The sequence below is a fragment of the Nordella sp. HKS 07 genome, from assembly GCF_011046735.1.
GTDB lineage: Bacteria > Pseudomonadota > Alphaproteobacteria > Rhizobiales > Aestuariivirgaceae > Taklimakanibacter.
In genome coordinates, this window is the sequence record NZ_CP049258.1 from 2,507,468 (window position 1) to 2,529,972 (window position 22,505).

General features: G+C 62.7%; 24 protein-coding genes and 1 tRNA gene. 12 read left to right on the top strand and 13 right to left on the bottom strand.

Features of this window, described 5'->3' with window-relative positions; all coding sequences use genetic code 11:
• Positions 1 to 6 precede the first annotated feature (6 nt).
• The 5 genes from xylB (at position 7) to G5V57_RS11770 (ending at position 5,583) form a co-directional block, all read left to right on the top strand.
• On the top strand, positions 7 to 1,464 hold the full coding sequence (gene xylB / locus G5V57_RS11750) for a xylulokinase (protein ID WP_165167695.1): 1,458 nt from the start codon (positions 7 to 9) through the stop codon (positions 1,462 to 1,464).
• Positions 1,461 to 2,774 carry a xylose isomerase gene (gene xylA, locus G5V57_RS11755; RefSeq protein WP_165167696.1) on the top strand — a complete coding sequence of 438 codons (1,314 nt, stop codon included), beginning with the start codon at positions 1,461 to 1,463 and terminating at the stop codon, positions 2,772 to 2,774. The genes xylB and xylA overlap by 4 nt, the downstream gene beginning before the upstream one ends.
• A gap of 68 nt (positions 2,775 to 2,842) precedes the next feature.
• Positions 2,843 to 3,898, top strand: coding sequence for a sugar phosphate isomerase/epimerase (locus G5V57_RS11760; protein ID WP_165167697.1), 1,056 nt, complete (start codon positions 2,843 to 2,845; stop codon positions 3,896 to 3,898).
• A 55-nt stretch (positions 3,899 to 3,953) separates the two neighbouring features.
• Entirely contained in the window at positions 3,954 to 4,346 is a 393-nt protein-coding gene (locus G5V57_RS11765) for an endonuclease domain-containing protein (protein WP_246737597.1), read from the top strand.
• A gap of 67 nt (positions 4,347 to 4,413) precedes the next feature.
• Positions 4,414 to 5,583: a Gfo/Idh/MocA family protein gene (locus G5V57_RS11770; RefSeq protein ID WP_165167698.1), complete on the top strand. Its 1,170-nt coding sequence runs from the start codon at positions 4,414 to 4,416 to the stop codon at positions 5,581 to 5,583.
• Positions 5,584 to 5,627: 44 nt separating this feature from the next.
• Here G5V57_RS11770 and G5V57_RS11775 read toward each other — a convergent pair whose 3' ends face one another.
• Together G5V57_RS11775 and G5V57_RS11780 are read right to left on the bottom strand one after the other, a co-directional pair.
• The gene (locus G5V57_RS11775) at positions 5,628 to 6,038 is read right to left on the bottom strand and encodes a GFA family protein (RefSeq protein ID WP_165167699.1); all 411 of its coding nucleotides are present in this window, start codon (positions 6,036 to 6,038) and stop codon (positions 5,628 to 5,630) included.
• A 67-nt stretch (positions 6,039 to 6,105) separates the two neighbouring features.
• A complete protein-coding gene (locus G5V57_RS11780; RefSeq protein WP_165167700.1) occupies positions 6,106 to 6,471 on the bottom strand; it encodes a VOC family protein in 366 nt (121 codons plus the stop codon).
• 72 nt (positions 6,472 to 6,543) lie between these two features.
• Here G5V57_RS11780 and G5V57_RS11785 point away from each other — a divergent pair, with 72 nt between their 5' ends.
• Positions 6,544 to 6,696, top strand: coding sequence for a hypothetical protein (locus tag G5V57_RS11785; protein WP_165167701.1), 153 nt, complete (start codon positions 6,544 to 6,546; stop codon positions 6,694 to 6,696).
• A gap of 14 nt (positions 6,697 to 6,710) precedes the next feature.
• Entirely contained in the window at positions 6,711 to 7,415 is a 705-nt protein-coding gene (locus G5V57_RS11790) for a fumarylacetoacetate hydrolase family protein (RefSeq protein ID WP_165167702.1), read from the top strand.
• A 33-nt stretch (positions 7,416 to 7,448) separates the two neighbouring features.
• Here the strand turns inward: G5V57_RS11790 and G5V57_RS11795 are convergent, their stop codons facing one another.
• Positions 7,449 to 8,888 carry an aldehyde dehydrogenase family protein gene (locus G5V57_RS11795; protein ID WP_165167703.1) on the bottom strand — a complete coding sequence of 480 codons (1,440 nt, stop codon included), beginning with the start codon at positions 8,886 to 8,888 and terminating at the stop codon, positions 7,449 to 7,451.
• A gap of 72 nt (positions 8,889 to 8,960) precedes the next feature.
• On the opposite strand from G5V57_RS11795, the gene G5V57_RS11800 reads away from it, so the two are divergent.
• Together G5V57_RS11800 and G5V57_RS11805 are read left to right on the top strand one after the other, a co-directional pair.
• A complete protein-coding gene (locus G5V57_RS11800; protein ID WP_165167704.1) occupies positions 8,961 to 9,827 on the top strand; it encodes an NAD(P)-dependent oxidoreductase in 867 nt (288 codons plus the stop codon).
• A 190-nt stretch (positions 9,828 to 10,017) separates the two neighbouring features.
• On the top strand, positions 10,018 to 11,184 hold the full coding sequence (locus G5V57_RS11805) for a pyridoxal phosphate-dependent aminotransferase (protein WP_165167705.1): 1,167 nt from the start codon (positions 10,018 to 10,020) through the stop codon (positions 11,182 to 11,184).
• A 462-nt stretch (positions 11,185 to 11,646) separates the two neighbouring features.
• Here G5V57_RS11805 and G5V57_RS11810 read toward each other — a convergent pair whose 3' ends face one another.
• The 6 genes from G5V57_RS11810 to G5V57_RS11835 form a co-directional block, all read right to left on the bottom strand.
• Positions 11,647 to 12,489, bottom strand: coding sequence for a DMT family transporter (locus G5V57_RS11810; protein WP_165167706.1), 843 nt, complete (start codon positions 12,487 to 12,489; stop codon positions 11,647 to 11,649).
• Between the two features lie 56 nt (positions 12,490 to 12,545).
• Positions 12,546 to 13,109, bottom strand: a complete 564-nt coding sequence (locus tag G5V57_RS11815) for a TadE/TadG family type IV pilus assembly protein (RefSeq protein WP_165167707.1) — start codon at positions 13,107 to 13,109, stop codon at positions 12,546 to 12,548.
• A 4-nt stretch (positions 13,110 to 13,113) separates the two neighbouring features.
• A complete protein-coding gene (locus tag G5V57_RS11820; protein ID WP_165167708.1) occupies positions 13,114 to 13,647 on the bottom strand; it encodes a TadE/TadG family type IV pilus assembly protein in 534 nt (177 codons plus the stop codon).
• 117 nt (positions 13,648 to 13,764) lie between these two features.
• Positions 13,765 to 14,226, bottom strand: coding sequence for a pilus assembly protein N-terminal domain-containing protein (locus G5V57_RS11825; RefSeq protein WP_165167709.1), 462 nt, complete (start codon positions 14,224 to 14,226; stop codon positions 13,765 to 13,767).
• Positions 14,227 to 14,313: 87 nt separating this feature from the next.
• A complete protein-coding gene (locus tag G5V57_RS11830; RefSeq protein ID WP_165167710.1) occupies positions 14,314 to 15,147 on the bottom strand; it encodes a phosphoenolpyruvate hydrolase family protein in 834 nt (277 codons plus the stop codon).
• Positions 15,144 to 16,349: a Tm-1-like ATP-binding domain-containing protein gene (locus G5V57_RS11835; RefSeq protein ID WP_165167711.1), complete on the bottom strand. Its 1,206-nt coding sequence runs from the start codon at positions 16,347 to 16,349 to the stop codon at positions 15,144 to 15,146. Before G5V57_RS11835 ends, G5V57_RS11830 begins: the two co-directional genes overlap by 4 nt.
• A 271-nt stretch (positions 16,350 to 16,620) precedes the next feature.
• Between G5V57_RS11835 and G5V57_RS33955 the strand changes: the two genes are divergently transcribed.
• On the top strand, positions 16,621 to 17,445 hold the full coding sequence (locus tag G5V57_RS33955; protein ID WP_206530253.1) for a lysozyme inhibitor LprI family protein: 825 nt from the start codon (positions 16,621 to 16,623) through the stop codon (positions 17,443 to 17,445).
• Positions 17,446 to 17,452: 7 nt separating this feature from the next.
• Here G5V57_RS33955 and cmk read toward each other — a convergent pair whose 3' ends face one another.
• Together cmk and aroA are read right to left on the bottom strand one after the other, a co-directional pair.
• A complete protein-coding gene (cmk, locus tag G5V57_RS11845) occupies positions 17,453 to 18,079 on the bottom strand; it encodes a (d)CMP kinase (protein WP_165167712.1) in 627 nt (208 codons plus the stop codon).
• Entirely contained in the window at positions 18,076 to 19,410 is a 1,335-nt protein-coding gene (aroA, locus tag G5V57_RS11850) for a 3-phosphoshikimate 1-carboxyvinyltransferase (RefSeq protein ID WP_165167713.1), read from the bottom strand. The genes cmk and aroA overlap by 4 nt, the downstream gene beginning before the upstream one ends.
• Positions 19,411 to 19,560: 150 nt before the next feature.
• Here aroA and G5V57_RS11855 point away from each other — a divergent pair, with 150 nt between their 5' ends.
• On the top strand, positions 19,561 to 19,989 hold the full coding sequence (locus tag G5V57_RS11855; RefSeq protein WP_165167714.1) for a TIGR02300 family protein: 429 nt from the start codon (positions 19,561 to 19,563) through the stop codon (positions 19,987 to 19,989).
• 223 nt (positions 19,990 to 20,212) lie between these two features.
• Positions 20,213 to 20,288: transfer RNA gene (locus tag G5V57_RS11860), tRNA-Ala, on the top strand.
• A gap of 276 nt (positions 20,289 to 20,564) precedes the next feature.
• On the opposite strand, the gene G5V57_RS11865 is transcribed toward G5V57_RS11860, so the two are convergent.
• Positions 20,565 to 22,256 (bottom strand): recombinase family protein, encoded by a 1,692-nt coding sequence (locus G5V57_RS11865; protein WP_371744769.1) that lies wholly within the window; start codon positions 22,254 to 22,256, stop codon positions 20,565 to 20,567.
• Complete coding sequence (locus G5V57_RS11870) at positions 22,253 to 22,495, bottom strand: DUF3489 domain-containing protein (protein WP_246737598.1); 243 nt, start codon at positions 22,493 to 22,495, stop codon at positions 22,253 to 22,255. The genes G5V57_RS11865 and G5V57_RS11870 overlap by 4 nt, the downstream gene beginning before the upstream one ends.
• Positions 22,496 to 22,505: the final 10 nt, after the last annotated feature.

Sequence of the window (22,505 nt, forward strand, 5' to 3'; positions counted from 1 at the left end):
TCCGCCATGTATCTCGGTCTCGATATCGGCACTTCCGGTGTAAAAGCGATCCTGATCGATGAGAAACAGCGAATCATCGCCAGCGCCACCGCGCCCCTGAAAGTATCGAGACCCGAGCCCGGCTGGTCCGAGCAGAATCCGGAAGACTGGTGGAAGGCGACGCTCAAGGCCATTGCCGGGCTGCAGCGGGCCAGGCCTAAGGCCTTGAGCGCGGTGAAAGCCATCGGCCTGTCGGGCCAGATGCATGGCGCCACCTTGCTCGATGCAAAGGACCATGTGCTGCGTCCGGCCATCCTGTGGAATGACGGTCGATCGGCCAGGCAATGTCGCGAGCTCGAGGAGCGGTTGCCGGAGCTGCGCAACATCGCCGGCAATATCGCCATGGCGGGTTTCACCGCGCCGAAGCTGGCCTGGCTCAGGGAAAACGAGCCGCGGATCTTCGACCGCGTCGCCAAGGTGCTTCTGCCCAAGGACTATGTGCGTCTCAAACTCACCGGCGATCACGCCTCCGATATGTCGGACAGTGCCGGCACATTGTGGATGGATGTGGCGCGCCGCGACTGGTCGGATGAGTTGCTCGCGCTCACCGGGCTTTCGCGGGCAAACATGCCCAGGCTCTTCGAAGGCACCGAACCGACCGGCACCTTGCGGCCTGAGCTTGCGAGATCCTGGCGGATGGCCAAGTCGCCCGCGGTGGCGGGGGGCGGCGGCGATAATGCCGCCTCGGCCTGCGGCATCGGCGCGGTGAAGCCGGGAGCGGCCTTCGTCTCGCTCGGCACGTCGGGCGTCCTCTTCGTCTCCAATCGGCACTTCTCGCCCAATACCGACAACGCGGTACATGCCTTTTGCCACGCCGTGCCGGAGACCTGGCACCAGATGGGCGTCATTCTCTCCGCCACCGCCAGCCTCGAATGGCTGAGCGGCATTCTGAAGAAGCCGGCGCCGAAGCTCACCGGCGCTCTGGGCAATCGTCTGGCCGGACCCTCGCCGCTGCTCTTCCTTCCCTATCTCTCGGGCGAGCGCACCCCGCACAATGACGCCGCCATTCGCGGCAGCTTCATGGGGCTCGGTCATGAGAGCGACGACAAGGCGCTGACCCACGCGGTGCTCGATGGTGTCGCCTTCGCCTTCCGTGACTGCCTCGAAGCGCTCAAGGCGGCCGGCACCGACGTGGCGCGCGCCACCGCGGTTGGCGGCGGCTCGAGATCGAAGCTGTGGCTCAAGATCATTGCCACGGCGCTCGACATCCCGATCGATTGCCCGGCGGCCGGCGATTTCGGCGGCGCCTTTGGCGCGGCGCGCTTGGGGCTGATCGCCGCGACGGGGGCTGCGCCCCAGGAAATCTGCACGCCGCCGAAATTCGTGGCGACGGTCACGCCCGACGGGAAAACAAAACAAGCCTATGAGGACGCCTATGGCCGCTATCGGCGCGCCTACAAGGCTGTGAGGGAGGTCATGACATGAAGACATTCTATTCGCTGAGCGAGCCGATCAAATTCGACGGGCCGGAAAGCGCCAACCCGCTGGCCTTCCGCTACTACGATCCCAAGCGCAAGCTTCTCGGCAAGACCATGGCCGAGCATTTACGTTTCGCCGTCTGCTACTGGCACACTCTGTGCTGGCCGGGCCTCGATCCCTTTGGCGGCGAGACCTTCCTCAGGCCCTGGCATCAGCCGGGCGACCAGATGGATCATGCGCGCCGCAAGGCCGATGTGATGTTCGAGACGTTGCGCCTGCTCGGCGTTCCCTATTTCACCTTCCATGATCTCGACATCGCGCCCGAGGGCGCATCGCTCAAGGAATTCAACCGCAATGTCTCGACCATCGCCAGCCATCTGCTCAAGAAGATGGACGAGACCGGCGGGAAGCTGCTCTGGGGCACTGCCAACATGTTCTCGAATCGCCGTTTTATGGCGGGGGCCGCAACCAATCCCGATCCCGATGTCTTCGCCTATTGCGCGGCGCAGGTGAAGCATTGCCTCGATGTTACCAAGGAGCTGGGCGGCGAGAATTATGTCATGTGGGGCGGGCGCGAGGGCTACGAAACCCTGCTCAACACCGACCTCAAGCGCGAGCTGGCTCAGGCCGGCCGCTTCCTCAATCTCGTCGTCGACTACAAGCACAAGATCGGCTTCAGCGGCCCGATCCTCATCGAGCCCAAGCCGCAGGAGCCGACCAAGCATCAGTATGATTACGACGTGGCGACGGTCTACAGCTTCCTGAAAGCCAATGGCCTCGAGAAGGAAGTGAAGGTCAATATCGAGCAGAATCACGCGATCCTCGCCGGCCATACTTTCGAGCATGAGATCGCGCTCGCTTCGGCGCTCGGCATCTTCGGCTCGATCGATCTCAATCGCGGCGATTATCAATCGGGCTGGGATACCGATCAGTTCGCCATGAATGTGCCGGAGCTGGCGCTGGCGCTCTACGAAATCCTGAAAGCCGGCGGCCTCACCACCGGCGGCATGAATTTCGACGCTAAGATCAGGCGCCAGTCGATCGACCCCGACGATCTGCTCCACGCCCATGTGGGTTCGATGGATGCCTGCGCCCGCGCCCTCATCGCGGCGGCGAAGATGATCGAGGATGGCCGCCTCAAGGCGGAAGTCGACAAGCGCTATGCCAAATGGGACGAACCGAAGAACCAGGCGATGCTCGCCGGCAAAGAGAGCCTCGCCGATATCGCCGGCCGCGCGCTGAAGGACAATATCGACCCGAAACCCCATTCGGGCCGGCAGGAATATCTCGAGAATCTGCTCAATACATACCTCTAAGCATGATCCCGAAAAGTCGCGGACTTTTTCGGGCATGATCATGCGCAACCAAAAAAGGGAGAAACGGAATGGCAAAGAACATCAAGGGCCCGGCAATCTTCCTGGCCCAGTTTGCGGGCGACAAGAAGCCCTTCAATTCATGGGACCAGATCTGCAAATGGGCCGGGGATATGGGCTACAAGGGCGTGCAGATTCCGAGCTGGGACGGCGGCCTCTTCGATCTCAAGAAAGCGGCGGAGTCCAAGACCTATTGCGACGACATCACGGGTGTCGCCAAGAGCCATGGCGTCGAGATCACCGAGCTTTCCACCCATTTGCAGGGCCAGCTCGTCGCCGTGCATCCGGCCTTCGATGAGGGTTTCGACGCGTTCGCCCCCGCCGCTCTGCATGGCAAGCCGAAGGATCGGCAGAAATGGGCGGTGGGGCAGGTCATGGCCGCCGCCAAGGCCTCGCGCAATCTGGGGCTCAAGTCCTCGGTGACCTTCTCCGGCGCGCTCGCCTGGCCGTTCGTTTATCCCTGGCCGCAGCGCCCGCAAGGCATGATCGAGACGGCCTTCGCGGAGCTGGCGAAACGCTGGCTGCCGATCTTCGATGAATATGACAAGCACGGCGTCGATGTCTGCTTCGAGCTGCATCCGGGCGAGGACCTTTTCGACGGCGCCACTTTCGAGATGTTCCTGGAGCAGGCGAAGAACCACAAGCGCTGCTGCATCAATTACGATCCTTCGCATTTCGTGCTGCAGCATCTCGACTATCTGGCCTTCATCGATATCTATCACGAGCGCATCAAGGCCTTCCACGTGAAGGACGCCGAGTTCAATCCGGACGGCCGCCAGGGCGTCTATTCGGGCTTCCAGCCCTGGGTGAAGCGCGCCGGGCGCTTCCGTTCGCTGGGCGACGGACAGGTGGATTTCGGCGCCGTCTTCTCCAGGCTCGCCGCTTACGACTATGACAGCTGGGCGGTGCTCGAATGGGAATGCTGCCTGAAGGATGCGCAGCAGGGTGCGGCCGAAGGTGCCCCCTTCATCTCGAGCCACATCATCAAGGTCACCGAGAAGGCCTTCGACGATTTCGCCGGCGGCAAGGTCGACAAGAAGCAGATCCAGCGCATGCTGGGGATCTAGTGAAAATCCCCTCTCCCCCGCCGGGGGAGAGGGCTAGGGTGAGGGGGAACAAGTCGTGGTTCTCGAAAAAACAGCCCTGTCCCGGCGAATGGCGGCACCAAGGCGCGCTCGTGCCAAACGCATGCGACGTGAGCCGACGGAGGCCGAGAAACTATTCTGGTGGGAGATACGCGATAGACGCTTGGAAGGGCACAAGTTCAAGCGTCAATATCTTGTCGCAGGTTACATAGCCGATTTCGTATGCCTCGAACGAAAGCTGATCATCGAGCTCGATGGCGGCCAGCATTCAGAAACAACCGAGTATGATGCGAAACGCAGTGCTGATTTGCAGGTGCACGGCTTTCGCGTCCTGCGGATATGGAACGCAGAAATATTCAAGAATATGGAAGGCGTGATCGACGCTGTGCTTGCGGAGCTTGGAAGCAGCAGTCCATCCCCCTCACCCTAACCCTCTCCCCCGCAGGGGGAGAGGGGATAACGAGAATCATTGATTTCAATTTCAGGAGGAAGCAATCATGGCCATCGAAGGAAGGAGCGACGCCAAGCAAGGCGGGCGCATCAGGCTCGGCATGGTGGGCGGCGGCCAGGGCGCCTTCATCGGTGCGGTGCATCGTCTCGCCGCGCGAATGGACGATCAATATGAGTTCGTCGCCGGCGCGCTCTCCTCAAGTGCCGAGCGTTCGCGCGCTTCGGGCGCGGAGCTGGGTCTGGCGCCGGACCGCATCTACACCGATTACCACGAGATGGCGAAGGCGGAAGCCAAGCGCAAAGACGGCATCGAGGCCGTCGCCATCGTGACGCCCAACAACATCCATGTGCCGGCGGCGAAGGCCTTCGTCGAGGTGGGCATCCATGTGATCTGCGACAAGCCACTGGCGCTGTCGCTGAAGGAGGCGAAATCGCTCGAGGCGCTGCTCAGGAAGAAGAACGTCGTCTTCGCGCTCACCCATAATTACTCGGGCTATCCGATGATCCGCCAGGCGCGCGAGATGGTGGCGAAAGGCGAGCTCGGCCAGATCCGTCTGGTCCAGGCCGAATATCCGCAGGACTGGCTCACCGAGGATATCGAAAAATCCGGCCAGAAGCAGGCGGCCTGGCGCACCGATCCGAAACAGTCGGGCGGCGGCGCCATCGGCGATATCGGGACCCACGCCTATCAGCTCGCCTGCTTCGTGTCCGGTCTCACGCTCGATGAACTCGCGGCCGACATGACGAGTTTCGTCAAGGGCCGCAAGGTCGACGACAATGTGAATGTGATGCTGCGCTTCAAGAACGGTGCCCGCGGCATGCTGTGGGCGAGCCAGGTGGCGCCCGGCAATGAGAACGGCCTGCGCCTGCGCGTCTATGGCACCAAGGGCGGCCTCGACTGGACGCAGGTCGATCCGAACTATCTGTGGTTCACGCCTTTCGGCCAGGAAAAGCGCCTCATCACCAGGGGCGGCGCCGGCTCGGGTGCGACCGCCGGCCGCGTGACGCGCGTGCCGCCCGGCCATCCGGAAGGGTATCTCGAGGGCTTCGCCAATATCTACACGGAAGCCGCCCGCGCCATCATTGCGAGGCGCGCGGGCAAGAAGCTCGACAAGGAGGTCAATTTCCCCGGCATAGAGGATGGCGTCGCCGGCATGGCCTTCATCGAGGCCTGCAAGAAGTCATCGGCCAAGAATGGCAAGTGGACCAAGGTCTGAGCGCTCTCTCCATCAGCTTGATCCGTTAGCCAAAAGGATTTCGCCTACATGGGCGGCATGCCGGGAAATTTCGGCAAGGCCGGGTCGACACGATCCCAGGCGTTGGCGCGCGCCGCGAAAATGACCATTTGCGGCGTGAACAGATCGGGGTCGTCGAGAGTGCCGGCCATGATGGGCACGAGATCCGGCGCGCCGGTCGACTTGCCGCTCACATGCGAGCCGCATTCGGTGCAGAAGCCGACGCTCGCCATGTGGCCGCTATCGGCCTTGACCGCGTGATATTTGAGGGGGCCGGTCAGCTTCACCGCGGCCTTTGGAAAGGCCATGAAAGAGGCGTGTCCGGTGCCGCTGCGCTTCTGGCAGTTGCGGCATTGGCACTGCAGGCCGACGATCGGCTCGGCGTCGATCTCGTAGCGCACCTGTCCGCACAGGCATCCGCCGACATATTTCGCCATGGCGATCCTCCCGGGTTCAAATGGAAGAATGATCAAGCGATAAGTTTATAATCAACAATTTTGTTGATTATTTGTCAAGCTCCATCAGTTCGATGCGGTTGCCGAAGGGATCATCGACATAAACGCGATCATAGCCGGCAAGCGGCTCGTCACGTTTCGCTGTCACGCCGGCCTGTGCGAGCCGCGTGACAAGCGCCTCGAGACCCTCGACCAGGAAGGCCGGGTGGGCTTTCCGGGCCGGGCGGAAATCCACCTCGACGCCGAGATGAACCTTGATCGCGTCCTTCTCGAACCAGCAGCCGCCACGCGCCCTGAGATTGTCCGGCTTCTCCACTTCGGCGAGGCCGAGCAGTTCGCAGTAGAAACGGCGTCCCAGCTCCTCTCCGCCTTTCGGCATGGCGAGTTGGATATGGTCGAGCTGAACCAGGCCCATGTCATGATTCCTGTCTTGCGGCAGCCCGCGATTTAGCATAACACGCGACCCCCAATCGAGGCTCGCGAGGCCATGGCGATGCGTGACGGCGAAGTGCATTTGGTCAGCGACGGACGGAACGGCTTATGCCGTCCCGCCGTCTTGCACGGTTTTGACACGATCATGGTCGAAGAAGTCGCTCTCGATTTGAACGGCGCCGCCGCCCGGACCAGGGCGGCTGAATAAGGGATCAGTCTCACATGAACCTCCGTGACCGTGTTCTCGATTTTGTCGTCGATCTCGCTCCCCTGCCGGCCGTGCCGGTGGCGGGCACCAGAAAGACCTTTCCAGTGCGCCGGCTATATTGCGTCGGGCGCAATTATGCCGAGCATGCGCGCGAAATGGGCCATGACCCCTTGCGCGAAAAGCCCTTCTTCTTCCAGAAGGCGCCGGATTCGGTCGTCATCGACGGCGTGTTTCCCTATCCGCCGGCCTCAGGCGATGTCCATCACGAGATCGAGCTGGTGGTGGCGCTGAAGGCCGGTGGCCACAATATCCCGACCGCCAAGGCCAAGGACCTCATCTATGGCTATGCCGTCGGTCTCGACATGACGCGCCGCGACCTCCAGGCGGAAGCGAAGAAGCAGGGCCGGCCGTGGGAGGCGGGCAAGGCCTTCGACCGCGCCGCGCCCATCGGCGCCATCACCCCGCTCGAGCAGTCCGGCCTCCTCGTCAAAGGGCTGATCACACTCGATGTGAACGGTGAGCGCCGTCAGTCGGGGGATATCGCCGACATGATCTGGCCGGTGACCGACATCATCGCCGAACTGTCGCAGCTCTTCATGCTGGCGCCTGGCGATCTCATCTTCACCGGGACGCCGGCCGGTGTTGGCGCAGTCAATCGCGGCGACAGGCTGCATGGCGAGATCGCGCGTCTCGCCCCGCTGGATGTGATGGTGGCTTGATTATCCCCTCTCCCCCGCGGGAAGAGCGGTATTTCACATCGCGTTGATATAGGACGTCTTGACGGCGGTATAGAACTCCGCCGCATGGCGGCCCTGCTCACGCGGCCCGTAGCTCGAGCCTTTGCGGCCACCGAACGGCACGTGATAGTCGACGCCCGCCGTCGGCAGGTTCACCATCACCATGCCGGCCTGCGACGCCTTGCGGAAGTGACTGGCATATTTGAGCGATGCCGTGCAGATGCCGGAAGACAGGCCGAAGTTCGTGTCATTGGCGACGGCGAGCGCCTCGTCATAGGACTCGACCTTGATCACCGAGGCGACGGGGCCGAAAATCTCCTCGCGATTGATGCGCATTTTGTTGGTGGTGTTCACGAACAGGGCCGGGCTCAGATAGTGGCCCTTGGTGTCGCGGTTGAGAAGTTCCCCACCCCAGGCGAGCTCAGCGCCCTCATGGCGGCCGACATCGATATAGGAGAGGTCCTGCGCAAGCTGATTTTCGTCGACGACCGGACCGATCTGGGTGCCCTCTTTCAGCGCGTGATCGACCTTCAGCGCCTTCAGCGCCGCCACCGTCTTGTCGACGAAGGCGTCATGTATCTTGCTTTGCACGATAAGGCGCGAAGAGGCGGTGCAGCGCTGACCGGTCTGGAAGAAGGCGCCATCCACCGCCGCCGCCACCGCCGTGTCGAGATGGGCGTCGTCGAGCACGACCAGCGGATTCTTGCCGCCCATTTCGAGCTGGAACTTGGCGCCGCGCGCCGCACAGGCCTGCGCCACGCGCGCCCCCGTCGTCACCGAGCCGGTGAAGGAGACGGCATTGACGTCCTTGGAATCGAGCAGCGTCTGGCCGACCAGCGAGCCTTTGCCCATGACCAGATTGAGCACGCCCTTGGGCAGACCGGCGCGCGAGAGTATCTCCACCAGCGCCCAGGCCGAGCCCGGCACCAGATCGGCGGGCTTGAACACCACGGTATTGCCGAAGGCCAGCGCCGGCGCCATCTTCCAGGCCGGGATGGCGATTGGGAAATTCCACGGACAAATGAGGCCGACGACGCCCATGGGCTCGCGGGTCACGGTGACGTCGACGCCGGGACGCACCGAGGCGACGGCGACGCCCTCGAGGCGCAAGGTTTCCTGCGCGAAGAACTTGAAGATCTGCCCGGCCCGCATGGTCTCGGCGATGCCATTGGCGAGCGGCTTGCCCTCTTCGCGCGAAAGCAGCTTGCCGATCTCGTCCTTGCGGGCGAGGAGCTCGACGCCCGCGGCTTCCAGGATGTCGGCGCGCTGCTGCGGCGTCGTGGCCGCCCAGGCCGGAGCGGCGGCTTTGGCGGCCGCGATCGCGGCTTCGGCGTCGGCGCCGCTCGCCTGCGCATAGGAGCCGACAATGTCTGAAAGATCGGAAGGGTTTATGTTGTCCTTGGCCTGGCCATTGCCGACCCATTCGCCATTGATGAAATTCTTATGCAGTGTCATTAGGGTAAACCTCTCCCGAATTGCGGCGGCGGAAGCTACCATGTCGAGCAGTCGCGGAAAAGGATGTGAGACATGAAGATCGGTTTCATCGGTCTGGGCCTGATGGGATCCGGCATGGCCGGCCATCTGATGGCGTCGGGGCATGAGTTGTGGCTCCTGGGCCATCGCAACCGCAACTTCATCGATCCTCTGCTGGCGAAGGGGGCCCATGAGGCGAAGGATCTCGCCGATCTCGCCGCCAATGCGCAAGCGATCATCCTCTGCCTGACCACCGCCAAGGTGGTGGAGGATGTGCTCGCCGGGCTCAAGCCTCATCTGCGCCGGGGCCAGATCATCATCGATACCGGCACCACGGCGCCGGAGACAACGCGGCGCCTGGCGCACGAACTCAAGATGCGGGGTGTTTCCTATGCCGATGCACCGATGGCGGGTGGGCCCGAACAGGTGGCGAAGAAGGAAGTGGGCGTGCTCATCGGCGCCGAATGGGAAACCTATGAGGCCATCCTGCCGCTCGTCTCCAGCTATGCGAGCCGCGTCAAATATTTCGGGCCCCCGGGTTCCGGCCATGTGGCGAAGCTCATCTCCAACTATCTGGTGATCGGCATGATCGGTCTCGTCTCCGAGGCATTTCGCACTGCCCATGCCGCGCAGGTCGACTGGAAGGATCTCTATGAAGTGATGCAGAACGGCTCCGGCAATTCAGGCGTGCTGCGCAAGATGATGGATGCCGCACTCGCCGGCGATTTCGACGGCTATAAATTCTCCATCGCCAATGCCGCCAAGGATATCGGCTATTATGCGAGCCTCGCCGAGGAGCTCGGCCAGTTGACACCGCTCACCCAGTCGGTCGAGCAGATCTTCGCCAACGCGGTCGCCACAGGTCATGCCGGCCGCAATGTCAGTCACCTGCTCGACCCGGCGATTGACGATGTGACTTGAGGGCGGTTGGAATGAGTGGTCTTTGTCCGTATCCTCATGCTGAGGTGGCCGCGAAGCGGCCCTCGAAGCATCCATCAGGATAAAGCGACCATGTTGCGATACATCCTTCGAGGCTCGCTGCGCTCGCGCCTCAGGGGTAAGGGTATCTTGAAGAGAGCGCTCATCAGGCCACCAACTGAAGAACGGAACAATGCTCAAGCTCAATCCGAACATCACCGTCATCGAAGAGGAAGGCGCGTTCGCCGTTCTCGACCGCGCGCTCGCGCTGAAGGCGCAAGGCGCGCCCGTCATCAATCTCGGCATCGGCCAGCCCGATTTCGCGCCGCCCCGCCATATTCTGGACGCGGCGGAGAAGGCGGTGCGCGACGGGCCCCATGGCTATACGACGCCGATCGGCATTCTGCCTCTGCGCGAGGCGGTGGCGGCCCATGTCGCCGGGCGTTTCAAGGTCCCGGTCTCCGCCGACGAAGTCGTCATCGTGCCGGGCGGCAAGGTGACCTTCTATTTCGCCTGCCTGCTGTTCGGCGGGCCGGGGGCCGAAATCCTCTATCCCGATCCGGGCTTCCCGCCCTATCGCGAGGCGATCCGCTCGGGCGGCGCCAAGGGCGTGCCCTATCCGATCCGCGAGGAGAGGGACTTCGGCTTCGACGCCGATGAGGTGCTCTCCCTCATCACGCCCGCGACGCGTCTCATCATGATCAACTCGCCCGCCAATCCGACCGGCGGCGTCGTCGACGCGAAGGAGATCGAGAAACTCGCGCATGGCCTCGCGAAATATCCCAATGTCGCGATCCTGTCGGATGAGATCTACAGCCATCTCGTCTTCGAAGGATCCAGGTTCACGAGCTTCCTGAGCTTCCCCGAATTGCGGGACCGCACCATCATTCTCGACGGCTGGTCGAAGACCTTCGCCATGACCGGCTGGCGCCTCGGCTTCGGCATCTGGCCCAAGGCTCTCGTCGAGCATGTACGCAAGCTCATTACCGTCGATCATTCATGCGTCAATGTCGCCGCCCAGATGGCGGGCCTCGCCGCGATGACCGGGCCGATGGACGAGATCGAGGGCTTTCGCAAGAGCTTCGAGAAACGCCGCCAAATCGTCGTCGACGGCTTGAATGCGCTCAAGGGCGTCACGTGCCGCATGCCGGGCGGCGCCTTCTACGCCTTTCCCAATGTGAAGGGCACCGGGCGCGCTTCGCGCGATCTGGCGCGCGAGCTTCTGAGCGAGGCGCATGTGGCGCTCATCCCGGGCGAAAGCTTCGGCGACAATGGCGCCGGCTATCTGCGGCTGTCTTATGCCGCGAGCGAGGCCGAGCTTAAGGAAGCGCTGGCGCGGATGAAGACCTTTCTTGGCTGAGGCGGGCCGACAGGGGCGGCACCCAACATCCCTCAACTCGTCATGGCCGCCCTTGAGGCGGCCATCCAGGCCGACGCCAGTGACTCGCAAGCTCGATTGCAGCAAATCCCGCCAAAGGGAAAGTCTTAGCTGGATGGCCGGGTCAAGCTCGGCCACATGGAAAAGGGCCATGCCGGGCGCTCGGACCTCTAGGGGCTGAAGGTGAAGAGTCGGCGCCGGCATGGCGGGGCAGTCGGGTGATGCCAGGATTCGGGGTACGCAACTGACGCCTCCTGGTGTTTTTAACCTGCTCTTAATTTATGACAGGGGAATGACGTTCGCTCCTCACTAGAGCGCTTCCCGCGAAAGTTGTTCGACTTTCGCGACAAGGAAGCGCTCCAGATATATGCAATCGAGCCTTTTTTGTCCCGTTTTGATCGAATCGATTGATTCGATCAAAACGGGAAAGGCTCTTGGGCTGATTCACGCCAATCGGAGCGCCACCGCGCCAAGCACGATCAGTGTTGCGCCCAGAAGACGGAATCCCGTCACTTTCTCTTTGAGGAAATAGGCCGACATCAGCATGACGAACAGGATGCTGGTCTCGCGCAAAGCCGCGACCGCCGCGACGGGGGCGAGGCTCATCGCCCAGATGACGATCCAATAGGCGCCGGCCGACAGGAGGGCGCCGGTCACGCCGCTCTTCCACGAGGGCAACACCTGTGCGAAAGCCCGGGGACCGCGGGTGACCAGCGCGGCGATGACCATGAACAGGCCGTCGAGCACGAACAGCATGCCGGCATAGGCCGAGGCCGAGCCCGACAAACGGGCGCCGAAACCGTCGACCAACGTATAGGCGGCGATGAAGGCCGAGGTGCCGAGCGCGAAGAACAGTGTGAGGCCGTCGAGCCGGATCGTCTTGGCGCCGGGGCGGGCAGTGAGCCAGATGCCTGAGACGAGGAGCAGGATGCCGAGCGCGCCGAGTCCCGTTACTGTCTCACCGGCGAGCCCCCAGGCACCGATGAAGGTGAGAAGCGGCGCCGTGCCGCGGGCGATCGGATAGACCTGGGAGAGATCGCCGGTGCGGTAGCTGCGCGCCAGGAAGATGTTGTAGCCGGTATGCAGCAGGCCGGACGCGAGGAGGTATGGATAGCTTTCGGCTTTGGGCCAGGGGAAAAAGGCGAGCATCGCCACGCCCATGAGGCCCATCACGCAGGAAATGAGGAGCAGCGCCAGGAAGCGGTCGAGGTCGAGCTTGACCAGCAGGTTCCAACTCGCATGCAGGAGCGCCGCGACGAGGACGGCGAGAAAAATATGTAGTTCCACGTGGCCCCGCAGTCATGGCGTCCGGCCGGGCAGCCGGACTGGCAATGTGGGCCGGTCTATAACTGAGGGCAAGAGGGGCAGTCGAGCATCTTGCCGAGCCGTGGCCGCATGCTGATCTGATAGCTCAGCTCGATACTTTTCCCGCCGAACACCTGCAGGACGATGGGCGACAACGTGGTGCACACTTCCGCGACCAGTATGTCATTGCCTTCGGTCATCTCGCTTGCGGCGATGGCCACGAGTTGCTCCGCCGGGGGAAGCTCGCTGCAGGATGCGCCTGCGTTGTACTTCCATTTCCCCCGCGCACTGCTGCCGTCCTTGCGGTAGTTGCGTATCGTGAGATTGACATTCGTGGCCGTCATCGGCGCGATGATGTCGCCGACGCCGGTCCAGTATTTGTTTATATCGCCGACGGTCACTGTGCCGGCGCTCTGGGTCGTGAGATCGGCCATCGTACTGCCCGCCAGAACCAGGCGGCGATGCATCATGTACCAGTTGGCGAGATCGACGACACCGAAATAGAGCAGCAGCAGGAACGGGGCGATGAGCGCGAATTCAAGCGCTGCGAGGCCTTTCCGGTCATGGATGAACTTGCGCAAATGGGTGTGGAGCTGCCGCATCGGTCTATCCGCCATAGGGTTCGTTGCGGAACAGGGCGCCGGCGGTGAGCCGGCGCTTGTCGCTGCCGATATTGTTGAGCATGCTGATCTGCGGAATGAACAGCTTCCAGTCATAACTTACCTGCACCATCACCCATTCCGAGGCGGCGCCGATTTCCCAGCGCTGCGGCGTTTCGTCCGTGGCCGCCATCAGGTCGGTGCGGTTCGGGATCGGCAGGTCAGGCGATTTGGTGACGAAGAGCCGTATCTTCGCGCAGTCGATATAGGAGGCGACATTGTCGCACAGGGTCCGGCGGAAGGTCGTCTCGCTGATACCCTGCGTCTGGACCTGGCCGGTACGGATGAGGCGCGCGGTCTTGTTGACGCCGTTCTGCAGCGCCGCGTCGGTGAAAAGAACGGCCGCCGTTTCGAAGACGATGAGCAGCAACGCGAAGAAAGGCAGGCCGATGAGAGCGAATTCGACCGCTGTCGCGCCGTCCTGCCGTCGGCAGAAACGCGCCAATAGCCGCCTGAAGCTCTTCATATTGTGCCACCCCATGGCGAATTTTCTGTGTCCGCCGCTCAATTGCTGGTTTTCGCACGGACCAGATTAACAGCCGGCGATTGCAGCGGGCTGAACAACTTTGCTAAAATTTGATTGAGTTGGACCGCGGGGTCATTCCGACTTGGATGAGCCGCTCGCCATTTCGCTCTTGGTCTGCATCTGCTTGGAGAGCGGATCGAAGACCTTGGAGGGTTCATCGCCCACCTGCAACGTCTGCTCGCATACGGGCGCGCAGGCGAGGCTCATGCGACCTCCCGCCTTGAACACATGGACGGCGTTCGTGTCGGTGATCTGCACCGTGACGTCGAGCGCGGCGAGCTGGTTGCCTTCACGGTCAAGGATGATGAGATTGGTCACCCCGTAATTGCGGCCCATCAGCACCACCTGATCGCCTTTCACCGTGACATCGGCGATGGTGGGATTGCCTACCACCACCATGCCGGGCTGGCCGGGCACGCTGATGATCTTGGCCTGGTCGGCATAGATCACGACCTCACTCGCGGCGTGGGCCGGGGTAGCGAGGACGGTCAGCAGCGCGGCGCAGACGAAACCGGTTAAGGGAAGCTTAATCATCGGGGGGAGCCCTCTTTGAGAGCCCGATTTGACCCGAGATTGGTGAATCTTCCCTTACACCCCGCCTGGTTCGCTGACACTCGCCATCTACTTCCGCCCGATCGCCTTGAATTTCCGCGTCTGCTCGATCAGGGCGCGCTCGACCGGCAGGCGCTCCATCGACGACGCGCCATAGAAACCATGGCAGCCGGGGCAGCTCCTCAGGATGAAATCTGCATCGGCGGGCTCGGCGATCGGCCCGCCATGGCAGAGGATGATGATGTCGTCGCGCAGCTGGCGCGCCGCTTTGATCATCTCATTGATGAGCCTGGCGCTGTCTTCGAGGGTGACGGCGGTGGCGGCGCCGATGGCGCCGCCGGTGGTCAGTCCCATATGGCAGACCAGGATATCGGCGCCGGCTCTGGTCATTTCCACCGCTTCGTTCACGGTGAAGGCATAGGGCGTGGTCAGCATGTTCTTCCGATGCGCCAGGCGGATGAGGTCGACTTCGAGCCCGTAGCCCATGCCGGTCTCTTCCAGATTGGCGCGCATGCGGCCGTCGAACAACCCGACGGTCGGAAAATTCTGGACGCCCGCGAAACCCAGCTGCGTCAGCCGTCCGAGGAAATCGTCGAAGATGCAGAACGGATCGGTTCCGTTGACGCCGGCCAGCACCGGCGTCTTCTTCACCACCGGCAGTACTTCGCGCGCCATGTCGAGCACGATGTCATTGGCGTTGCCATAGGCCATCATGCCGGCGAGCGAGCCGCGCCCGGCCATACGGTAGCGTCCGGAATTGTAGATGACGATGAGGTCGATCCCGCCCGCTTCCTCGCCCTTGGCGGACAGGCCTGTGCCGGCCCCGCCGCCGATGATCGGTTCGCCGCGCTTGATCATGGCATGGAAGCGGGCGACCAGCTCTTCGCGTTTGAAACGGCTCATGGCATCTCCGTGATCTCGCGGAAGGCCTTGACCAGCGCTTCGGCGAAAGGGGCGTCGTTGATATGATGCGGCAGCTTGATCAGCCGATGATCGGCGCCGCCGCGGAAATCCTTCTCGAGCGAAGTGAAGAGCGCCTGATCGGCCGCTTCGTCGAAGAAGGGCTTGCCTTCCGCATCGAGCGCCGAGTTGCCCTTCATCGGCAGAAGGAAGCGCACCGGGCCTCTCATGCGGTTGAGCTTGGCCGCGATGAAGCGGCCGATCCGTGAATTCTCTTCCGCCGTGGTGCGCATCAGCGTCACATTGGCATTGTGGATATGGAACTGGCGGTGCGCGAGCGTCGTCGGCACAGTTTCCCTGGCCCAGAAATTGGCCATGTCGAGAGCGCCTGTCGAGCCGACATAGGGGATAGCATGCTCGGCGAAGGCATCGAGGCGGCCCGGCCCGGCACTCAGCACGCCGCCCGCGATCTCATCGGCGATTTCTGTGGTGGTGATGTCGAGCACGCCTGAGAAGAAGCCCGATCCCGCCAGCGTCTCGAAGGACTGGCCGCCGGCACCCGTCGCATGGAAGACGATGCAGTCATATCGATCCTGGAGAAGACTGGTCACCATCTGCACGCAGGGCGTCGTCACGCCGAACATGGTGAGGCCGATGGCGGGCTTCTCGTCCTCGCCCGGCAGCGGCTCGGCGCGCATCATGCCGGCGAGGGCGCCCGCCGCATTGGCGAGCACGCGGCGCGAAATGCGGTTGAGGCCCGATATGTCGGTCACCGGGTACAGCATCGCGATATCGGAAGAACCGACATGCGGGCGGACATCGCCGCTTGCGATCGTGGAGACCATGAGCTTCGCGATACCGACCGGCAGCGCCCGCATCGCCGGCGTGGCGAGCGCCGTGGCGCCCGATCCGCCGGCCGAGATCAGGCCGCCCAGGTCTTCGCGGGTCTTCACGAAGGTGCTGAAGGCCTCCGCCATGCGGGCCACCGCGCTGCCGCGCTCGCCGGTGAAGACCGCTTCGGCTGCCAGCGGATGGAAGGTCGCTACGGTGAGCGCCGCGATGTCGGCCTCGGCCGGACTTTTGGCGCCCGAGGTCGAGAGATCGACGGTCACGGTGTCGATGCCGTGCCGCTTCAGGCAGTCGCGCAGATAGAGCAGTTCGCGGGCCTTGGTGTCGAAAGTGCCGGCGACATAGGCCCGCTTCATCCTGGTGTTTCCCGCCATGTGCCGACTGTGCATGAGCCGGCGCGCACGGGCAATATGACTTTCATCCACGCTGATTTGCTGCGCCGCGGCGTGGATGAGCGCACTGGCCCGTGCGATCTGCTATGGCAGTGCAATCGAATCATGATCCAGAGCAAATCCCGCCAAAGTTGAAGACTTTGGCGACAAGGGTTTGCTCCAATATATTAATTTGGCGCGATTCCTTTTCGGCGAAGTGATTCCACTTCGCCGGGATGCGCGCTAGGAGACCACGATGTTTCGATTTCACTTTGCCGCGGCGGCTTTCGCGATGATCCTTCCGGCGCTGCCGCCCGGTGCCGCTGCCGCGAGCTTCGATTGCGGCAAGGCGGTGAAGCCCGACGAGGTTACCATCTGCAAGACGCCGGAACTCTCCGCGCTCGACAGCGAGATGAGCGGCCTGTGGTTCGCCTTCAGGAAAGTGCCGATGTTGATGGGCTCGAGCGGCGCCCGCATGGACGACGCCCAGGATTTTCTCACGCAGCGCGCCGCCTGTGGCGGCGATGTCGCCTGCCTGCGCAAGGTCTATCATGATCGTATCGCGGCGCTGAAGGATGGCATAGTCCGGGCCATGGACGATGTGTCCCAGCGCGAGAACGCCGAGCCGGTGATCGAGCCCTGGTCGGTCGCAAGCCTGCCCGAGCCGCTGCAGGAAGCCGCCGGCGCCTTTGGCGAGCAATGCCGCAAGCTCGGCGGCACCCTCAAGGAGGGCTCCGACATGCCGGCGCTGATGACGGGCGATCTCGATGGCGACGGCATGCAGGATGTCGTCTTCGATCCACAGCCGCTCGATTGCAGCGGCGCCGCCACCGCCTTCTGCGGCAATGGCGGTTGCCAGATCAAGGTCGCGCTCTCCGGCGACAGATACGCCGAGCCGGTCGAGATACTGGGTGGCGTGCCGACCCTCGTTCTGGCTCAGGACGGCCCGTCGCTGGATGTCTGGGTTGACAGGACGAACTGCAATTTCTCTGGGCGCGACAAGGCCTGCTGGGCGACCTATCGGTGGCCGAAGAGCGGCGCGCCCAAGGTCACTTACACGCTCCGCGCGTTGCCGCAGTGAGGCGAGCCTATCCCGCCTTGCGCGTCTCCACATAGGCAATCGCCTTGGCGAGTGCCTCCTCGCGGCTGAGCGCCGAGGAATCGAGCACATAGGCATCGGCCGCCGGAATGAGCGGCGCATGGGCGCGGCTGCGGTCGCGCTCGTCGCGCGCTTGAATATCGGCGAGCACCGCTGCGAAGTCGGGGGCGGCGCCGCGTTCGGCGAGTTCGGCATGCCGGCGCCTGGCGCGCACCTCGGCCGACGCCGTGACGAAGATCTTGGCTTGCGCATCCGGACACACCACCGTGCCGATGTCGCGCCCGTCCAGCACGGCGCCCGGCTGCTTGCGGGCGAAGGCGCGCTGGAAGCCGAGCAGTGCTGTGCGCACCTGTGGGTTGACGGCGACGACGGAGGCGGCTTCGCCCACCGCCTCGCTGCGCAGATCTTCATCGCGTATCCGGTCGGGCCTGAGCGTTTCGGCCGCCTTCAGCGCGGCTTTCCCGTCATGCGGATCGCCGCCCGCCGCCAGGACGGAGAGCCCCACCATGCGGTAGAGCGCCCCCGTGTCGAGGAAGTGGAGATTGTAGTGGCGCGCCAGAGCGCGGGCGAGCGTGCCTTTGCCGGCGGCGGCGGGGCCGTCGACGGCGATGATCATGACGCGGGCGCCATGCGGCAGCCGAGGCCGTTCATCAGCGCGATGAAGTTGGGAAAGCTGGTGGCGATCATGGCGCCGTCGTCGACGCGCACATCCTTGGCGCTGGCGATGCCCATCACCAGGAAGGACATGGCGATGCGGTGATCGAGATGCGTGGCGACGAGACCGCCGCCCGCGACAGCCCCGCCCGTGACTTCGAGCCAGTCAGGACCGGAGCGCGTCGCAACGCCATTCGCCTGAAGCCCCGCTTCGACGGCGGCGAGACGGTCGCTCTCCTTCACCCGCAATTCATCGAGCCCTTCCATGTGAGTGACCCCCTGCGCGAAGGAGGCGGCAACGGCAAGTGCTGGATATTCGTCGATCATCGAGGGCGCGCGTTCCGCCGGCACTCTGATGCCTTTGAGCCTGGACGAGCGGATGCGCAGATCGCCGACCTCTTCACCGCCCGCGAGACGCTTGTTCTCGACGGTGATATCGCCGCCCATCTCGATCAGCGTGGTGATGAGGCCGGTGCGGGTCTCGTTCAGCATGACATTCTCGATGGTGATGTCGGAGCCCTCGGTGATGAGGGCGGCCACCATTGGAAAGGCGGCCGAGCTCGGATCGGCCGGCACGTCGATGACCTGCGCCTTGAGCTCGCGCTGACCGGTGATCATGATGTGACGGCCGTCTTCCCTGTGATCGATCGTGATGTCGGCGCCGAAGGCTTTCAGCATGCGCTCAGTATGGTCACGCGTCGCCACCGGCTCGATGACGGTGGTGCGCCCGGGTGTGTTGAGGCCGGCGAGCAGCACGGCGGATTTGACCTGGGCGGAAGCCACGGGAAGTTTGTAGGTGATCGGCACGGCGTTGCGGGCGCCATGAAGTGTCAGCGGCAGCCGTCCGCCCTCCGCCGTCTCGAAGCGGGCGCCGAATTCGGAGAGCGGCACGATGACGCGGCCCATGGGCCGGCGCGACAGCGACGCATCGCCGATGCAACGCGCGCTCAAGGGCGTGGAGGCCATGAGACCCAGCGCCAGACGGACGCCGGTGCCGGAATTGCCGAAATTGAGATCGCCCTTGGGGCTCATCAGTCCCGATACGCCGACGCCCTGTACATGCCAGACCCCGTCGTCGGTGCGCTCGACCTTGGCGCCCAAGGCCTGCATCGCCTTGGCCGTATCGACAACGTCCCCGCCCTCGAGCAGGCCCGAAGCGCGGGTCTCGCCGACGGCGATCGCGCCCAGCATGAGCGAGCGGTGCGAAATTGATTTGTCGCCGGGAACCCGCAAACGGCCCGTAAGACCCTGGGAGGCTGAGGATTTGAGCGGCGTTGGGGTTGAGCCTTGCACGGGAAAAAGTCCAAAAATTAACGGTTCTTCTGTTGGCTTGGGCTCCTAACATAGGGGTTTTCACCTGTCACCTTTGCTTTTGACAAGGCGGGCGGGCCATGGCATGGAGCCCCCATCATCTCATTTTCTAGCCCTGCAAGAGGATCAACCGTGGTCAAGGCTGAACTCGGAACCAAGCGCATATGCCCGTCCTGCGGATCGAAATTCTACGATCTGCTGAAATCGCCGATCATTTGCCCGAAATGCGGCGTGAGCTTCATCGCCGCGCCGGTGCTGCCGTCCAAGGGCGAAGTGCCGCAGGCGGTGGCCAAGCCGCGCGACATCCCGAAGCCGGCGCCGGAGGATGCCGATGAGGTCGCCGATGTCGAACTCGTCAGCCTCGAGGAAGTCGATGAGGGAGACGATGCGGAAGACGAAACCGCCGCCATCGCCGATGTCGATCTGGGCGAGGAGGAGGATGGCGCCGAAGCCGAAGAGGATTCGACCTTCCTGGTCGAGGACGAGGAAGAGAATTCCGATGTTTCGGGCTATCTGGACAGCGGTCCGGGCGGCGCCAAGGAAGGTGAGGAAGAGCCCTGAGACGGGACTCCCTCAGGGAGGGCAACGCCTTGTTTTCGGGCCCTCCCCAGCAATCTCGCTCGCCTGAGCAAGTTTTGCTTGATAAATCACCGGGGCGGCACTAGGTTCCGCCCGCTTCGCAACGCCTGCGGGTTTCGCGAAGCATCCCAAATCAAGGGTCCGGCCTGCCGGTCCCTCGAAAACCCGGGGGCTTCCCGCCAAGGGAAATGCTCCGATCCAGTGTGGGGTCATAGCTCAGTTGGGAGAGCGCTTGAATGGCATTCAAGAGGTCGTCGGTTCGATTCCGTCTGGCTCCACCATCCACTCCTAAGCGAACTCAAGGTTCGCCACATAGCGTCGGATAGCTTCGACATGTCCGTGGCTTGCGCAGGCTGGGGCTCCTATTTGTGGTCTCGGCTGGGACCTTTTTGGCGCCATTTGCCGGACAATGCGGCCGTTGTCTCAGCCTCCTGAAAACATCTTCTCAGAATTCACGTGCGAGCGAGCCGAGACCGGTTCGTACATTCGGATCGGCGGCTGTTTCGGCGGAAGTGCCTCGCTCATGATTCGAAAGCGCTTTGAGGAGCAAAGCGAGGCTAGCTCAGATTGAGCTGCTGCTTCTGCTGTGACCAATCCAGAGGAGGGTCAATCATCTGCGAGATGCCGATATTACGCGGAAGTCGGCCTGCGATGGCGGCTTCCACAATGTCCGGCGCCAGAGACGCAAGCGTGAGCGTCGAGCGGATCGACTTCTCGGATATTTTGTGTGTGTTAGCGAGAGATTTAATCCCTTCAACTTGTCCTTCCATGAGCTGGCTGAGCCATCGGTGTCCCCGCGCCACCGCCTTCAGGAGTCGAGATCGAGCCTCGCTTCGAATGGGCCGTGAAGCATCGTCTGAGCTTGATCCAAGAATCTCGCGTTTGCGGGCATTGGACGGCTTTGACCAAGGGATCGTCAGGATGTTGTCTGATGCTTCAGACTGATCGGCTTGCGCGGCGCTCGTTGTCACCTTCAGAACCCCAGGCATGACTTCGATGCGCCGGATCCTCTCTCTGACTTGGGTCATCGCGTCCGTTCCATCATCGATATGGGTATCGGCACCATGGTCCAGAACGCCTTGCGCCACAGCCCTCTCAATCTCCGCCGCAGGTACCCGACAAATGGAACCCGCCTTTGACTTCAGCCCCTGCGCCAACACGGCAGATTGGTAGTAGCGATAGTGGAGGGTGCCTTTCTTCGCATAAACGGGGGTCATCCGGTTGCCTTTGGCATCATATATGAGCCCAGTCAGCATGGCGCCGGACCGCTCATAGCCATTCCGTTTGATCGTGTCGCTTTCCGCCCGGACAGCCTGAACCGCATCAAAGAGCGCTTGCGACAAGATCGGTTCATGCTCACCCGGATAGCTCTTGCCGCGGTGATTGATCTCGCCGAGATAGACCCGGTTCCCCAGCATGTGTGAGAGAGGACCGGTCGTGAACGGGATTCCACCGATTTCCTTGCCGGAGACCAGTTTGCGGATACGTGACCTGACACCCTGTTCGTCCAGCTCCCGGATGAGAGCCGGGATTGATTTGAGCTCACTGTACATCTGGAAGATCAGGCGGACATCCTTGGCTTCGGCTTCGTCGACGATAAGCTTCCGGCGCTCCACCCGGTAGCCGTATGGAACGACCCCTCCCATCCACAGCCCTTTCTTCTTGGATGCCGCAATCTTGTCCCGGATCCTCTCTCCCGTGACCTCCCGCTCGAACTGGGCAAAGGAGAGAAGGACGTTGAGGGTGAGCCTTCCCATCGAACTGGTAGTGTTGAAGCTCTGGGTCACAGAGACGAAGGACACATCGTTCGCATCGAAGAGTTCGACTAATTTGGCAAAATCGGCCAGGGACCGGGTCAACCGATCCACCTTGTAGACCACGATGACATCGAGCTTCTTCTGCCGGACATCCTCCAGCAGCCTCAGAAGGGCTGGACGATCCATGGAGCCCCCCGAGAAGCCTCCGTCGTCATATTGGTCCTTCAGGCAGGTCCAGCCCTCATGGGCTTGACTCTTGATGTATGCCTCGGAGGCTTCCCTCTGAGCATCGAGCGAGTTGAACTCTTGCTCCAGCCCCTGATCCGTCGATACGCGAGTGTAGATGGCACAGCAAACAGTTTTTGAAGGCTTCATGGGCAGTCCCTCCACTGGCGAGCCGCCCAGATGGTTCCTCCATACTGCCTGCAATTGAGTTATCGACATCTCCGGCAAGCGCGAGAAATCGACGCTCGCCTCTTTCGTCGTACTCACTGGTCACCTCCCGCGATGACGTAGCGCCGAGGCTTTCCCTCCTTCTGGCTGCTCTTGATCTGAAATCCCCGCTTCTTCAGGGTGCCAGACAAAAAGCCGCGGACGCTATGTGCCTGCCAACCGGTCGCCTTCGACAGCTCTGCGATAGTTGCACCAGCGTTGCGCTGCAACAGGCTGATGATCTTCTGAGCCTTGGTGGACGCAACCGCGTTCTTCGAACTTTTCGAAATCTTTGTCACGGGTGGTTCT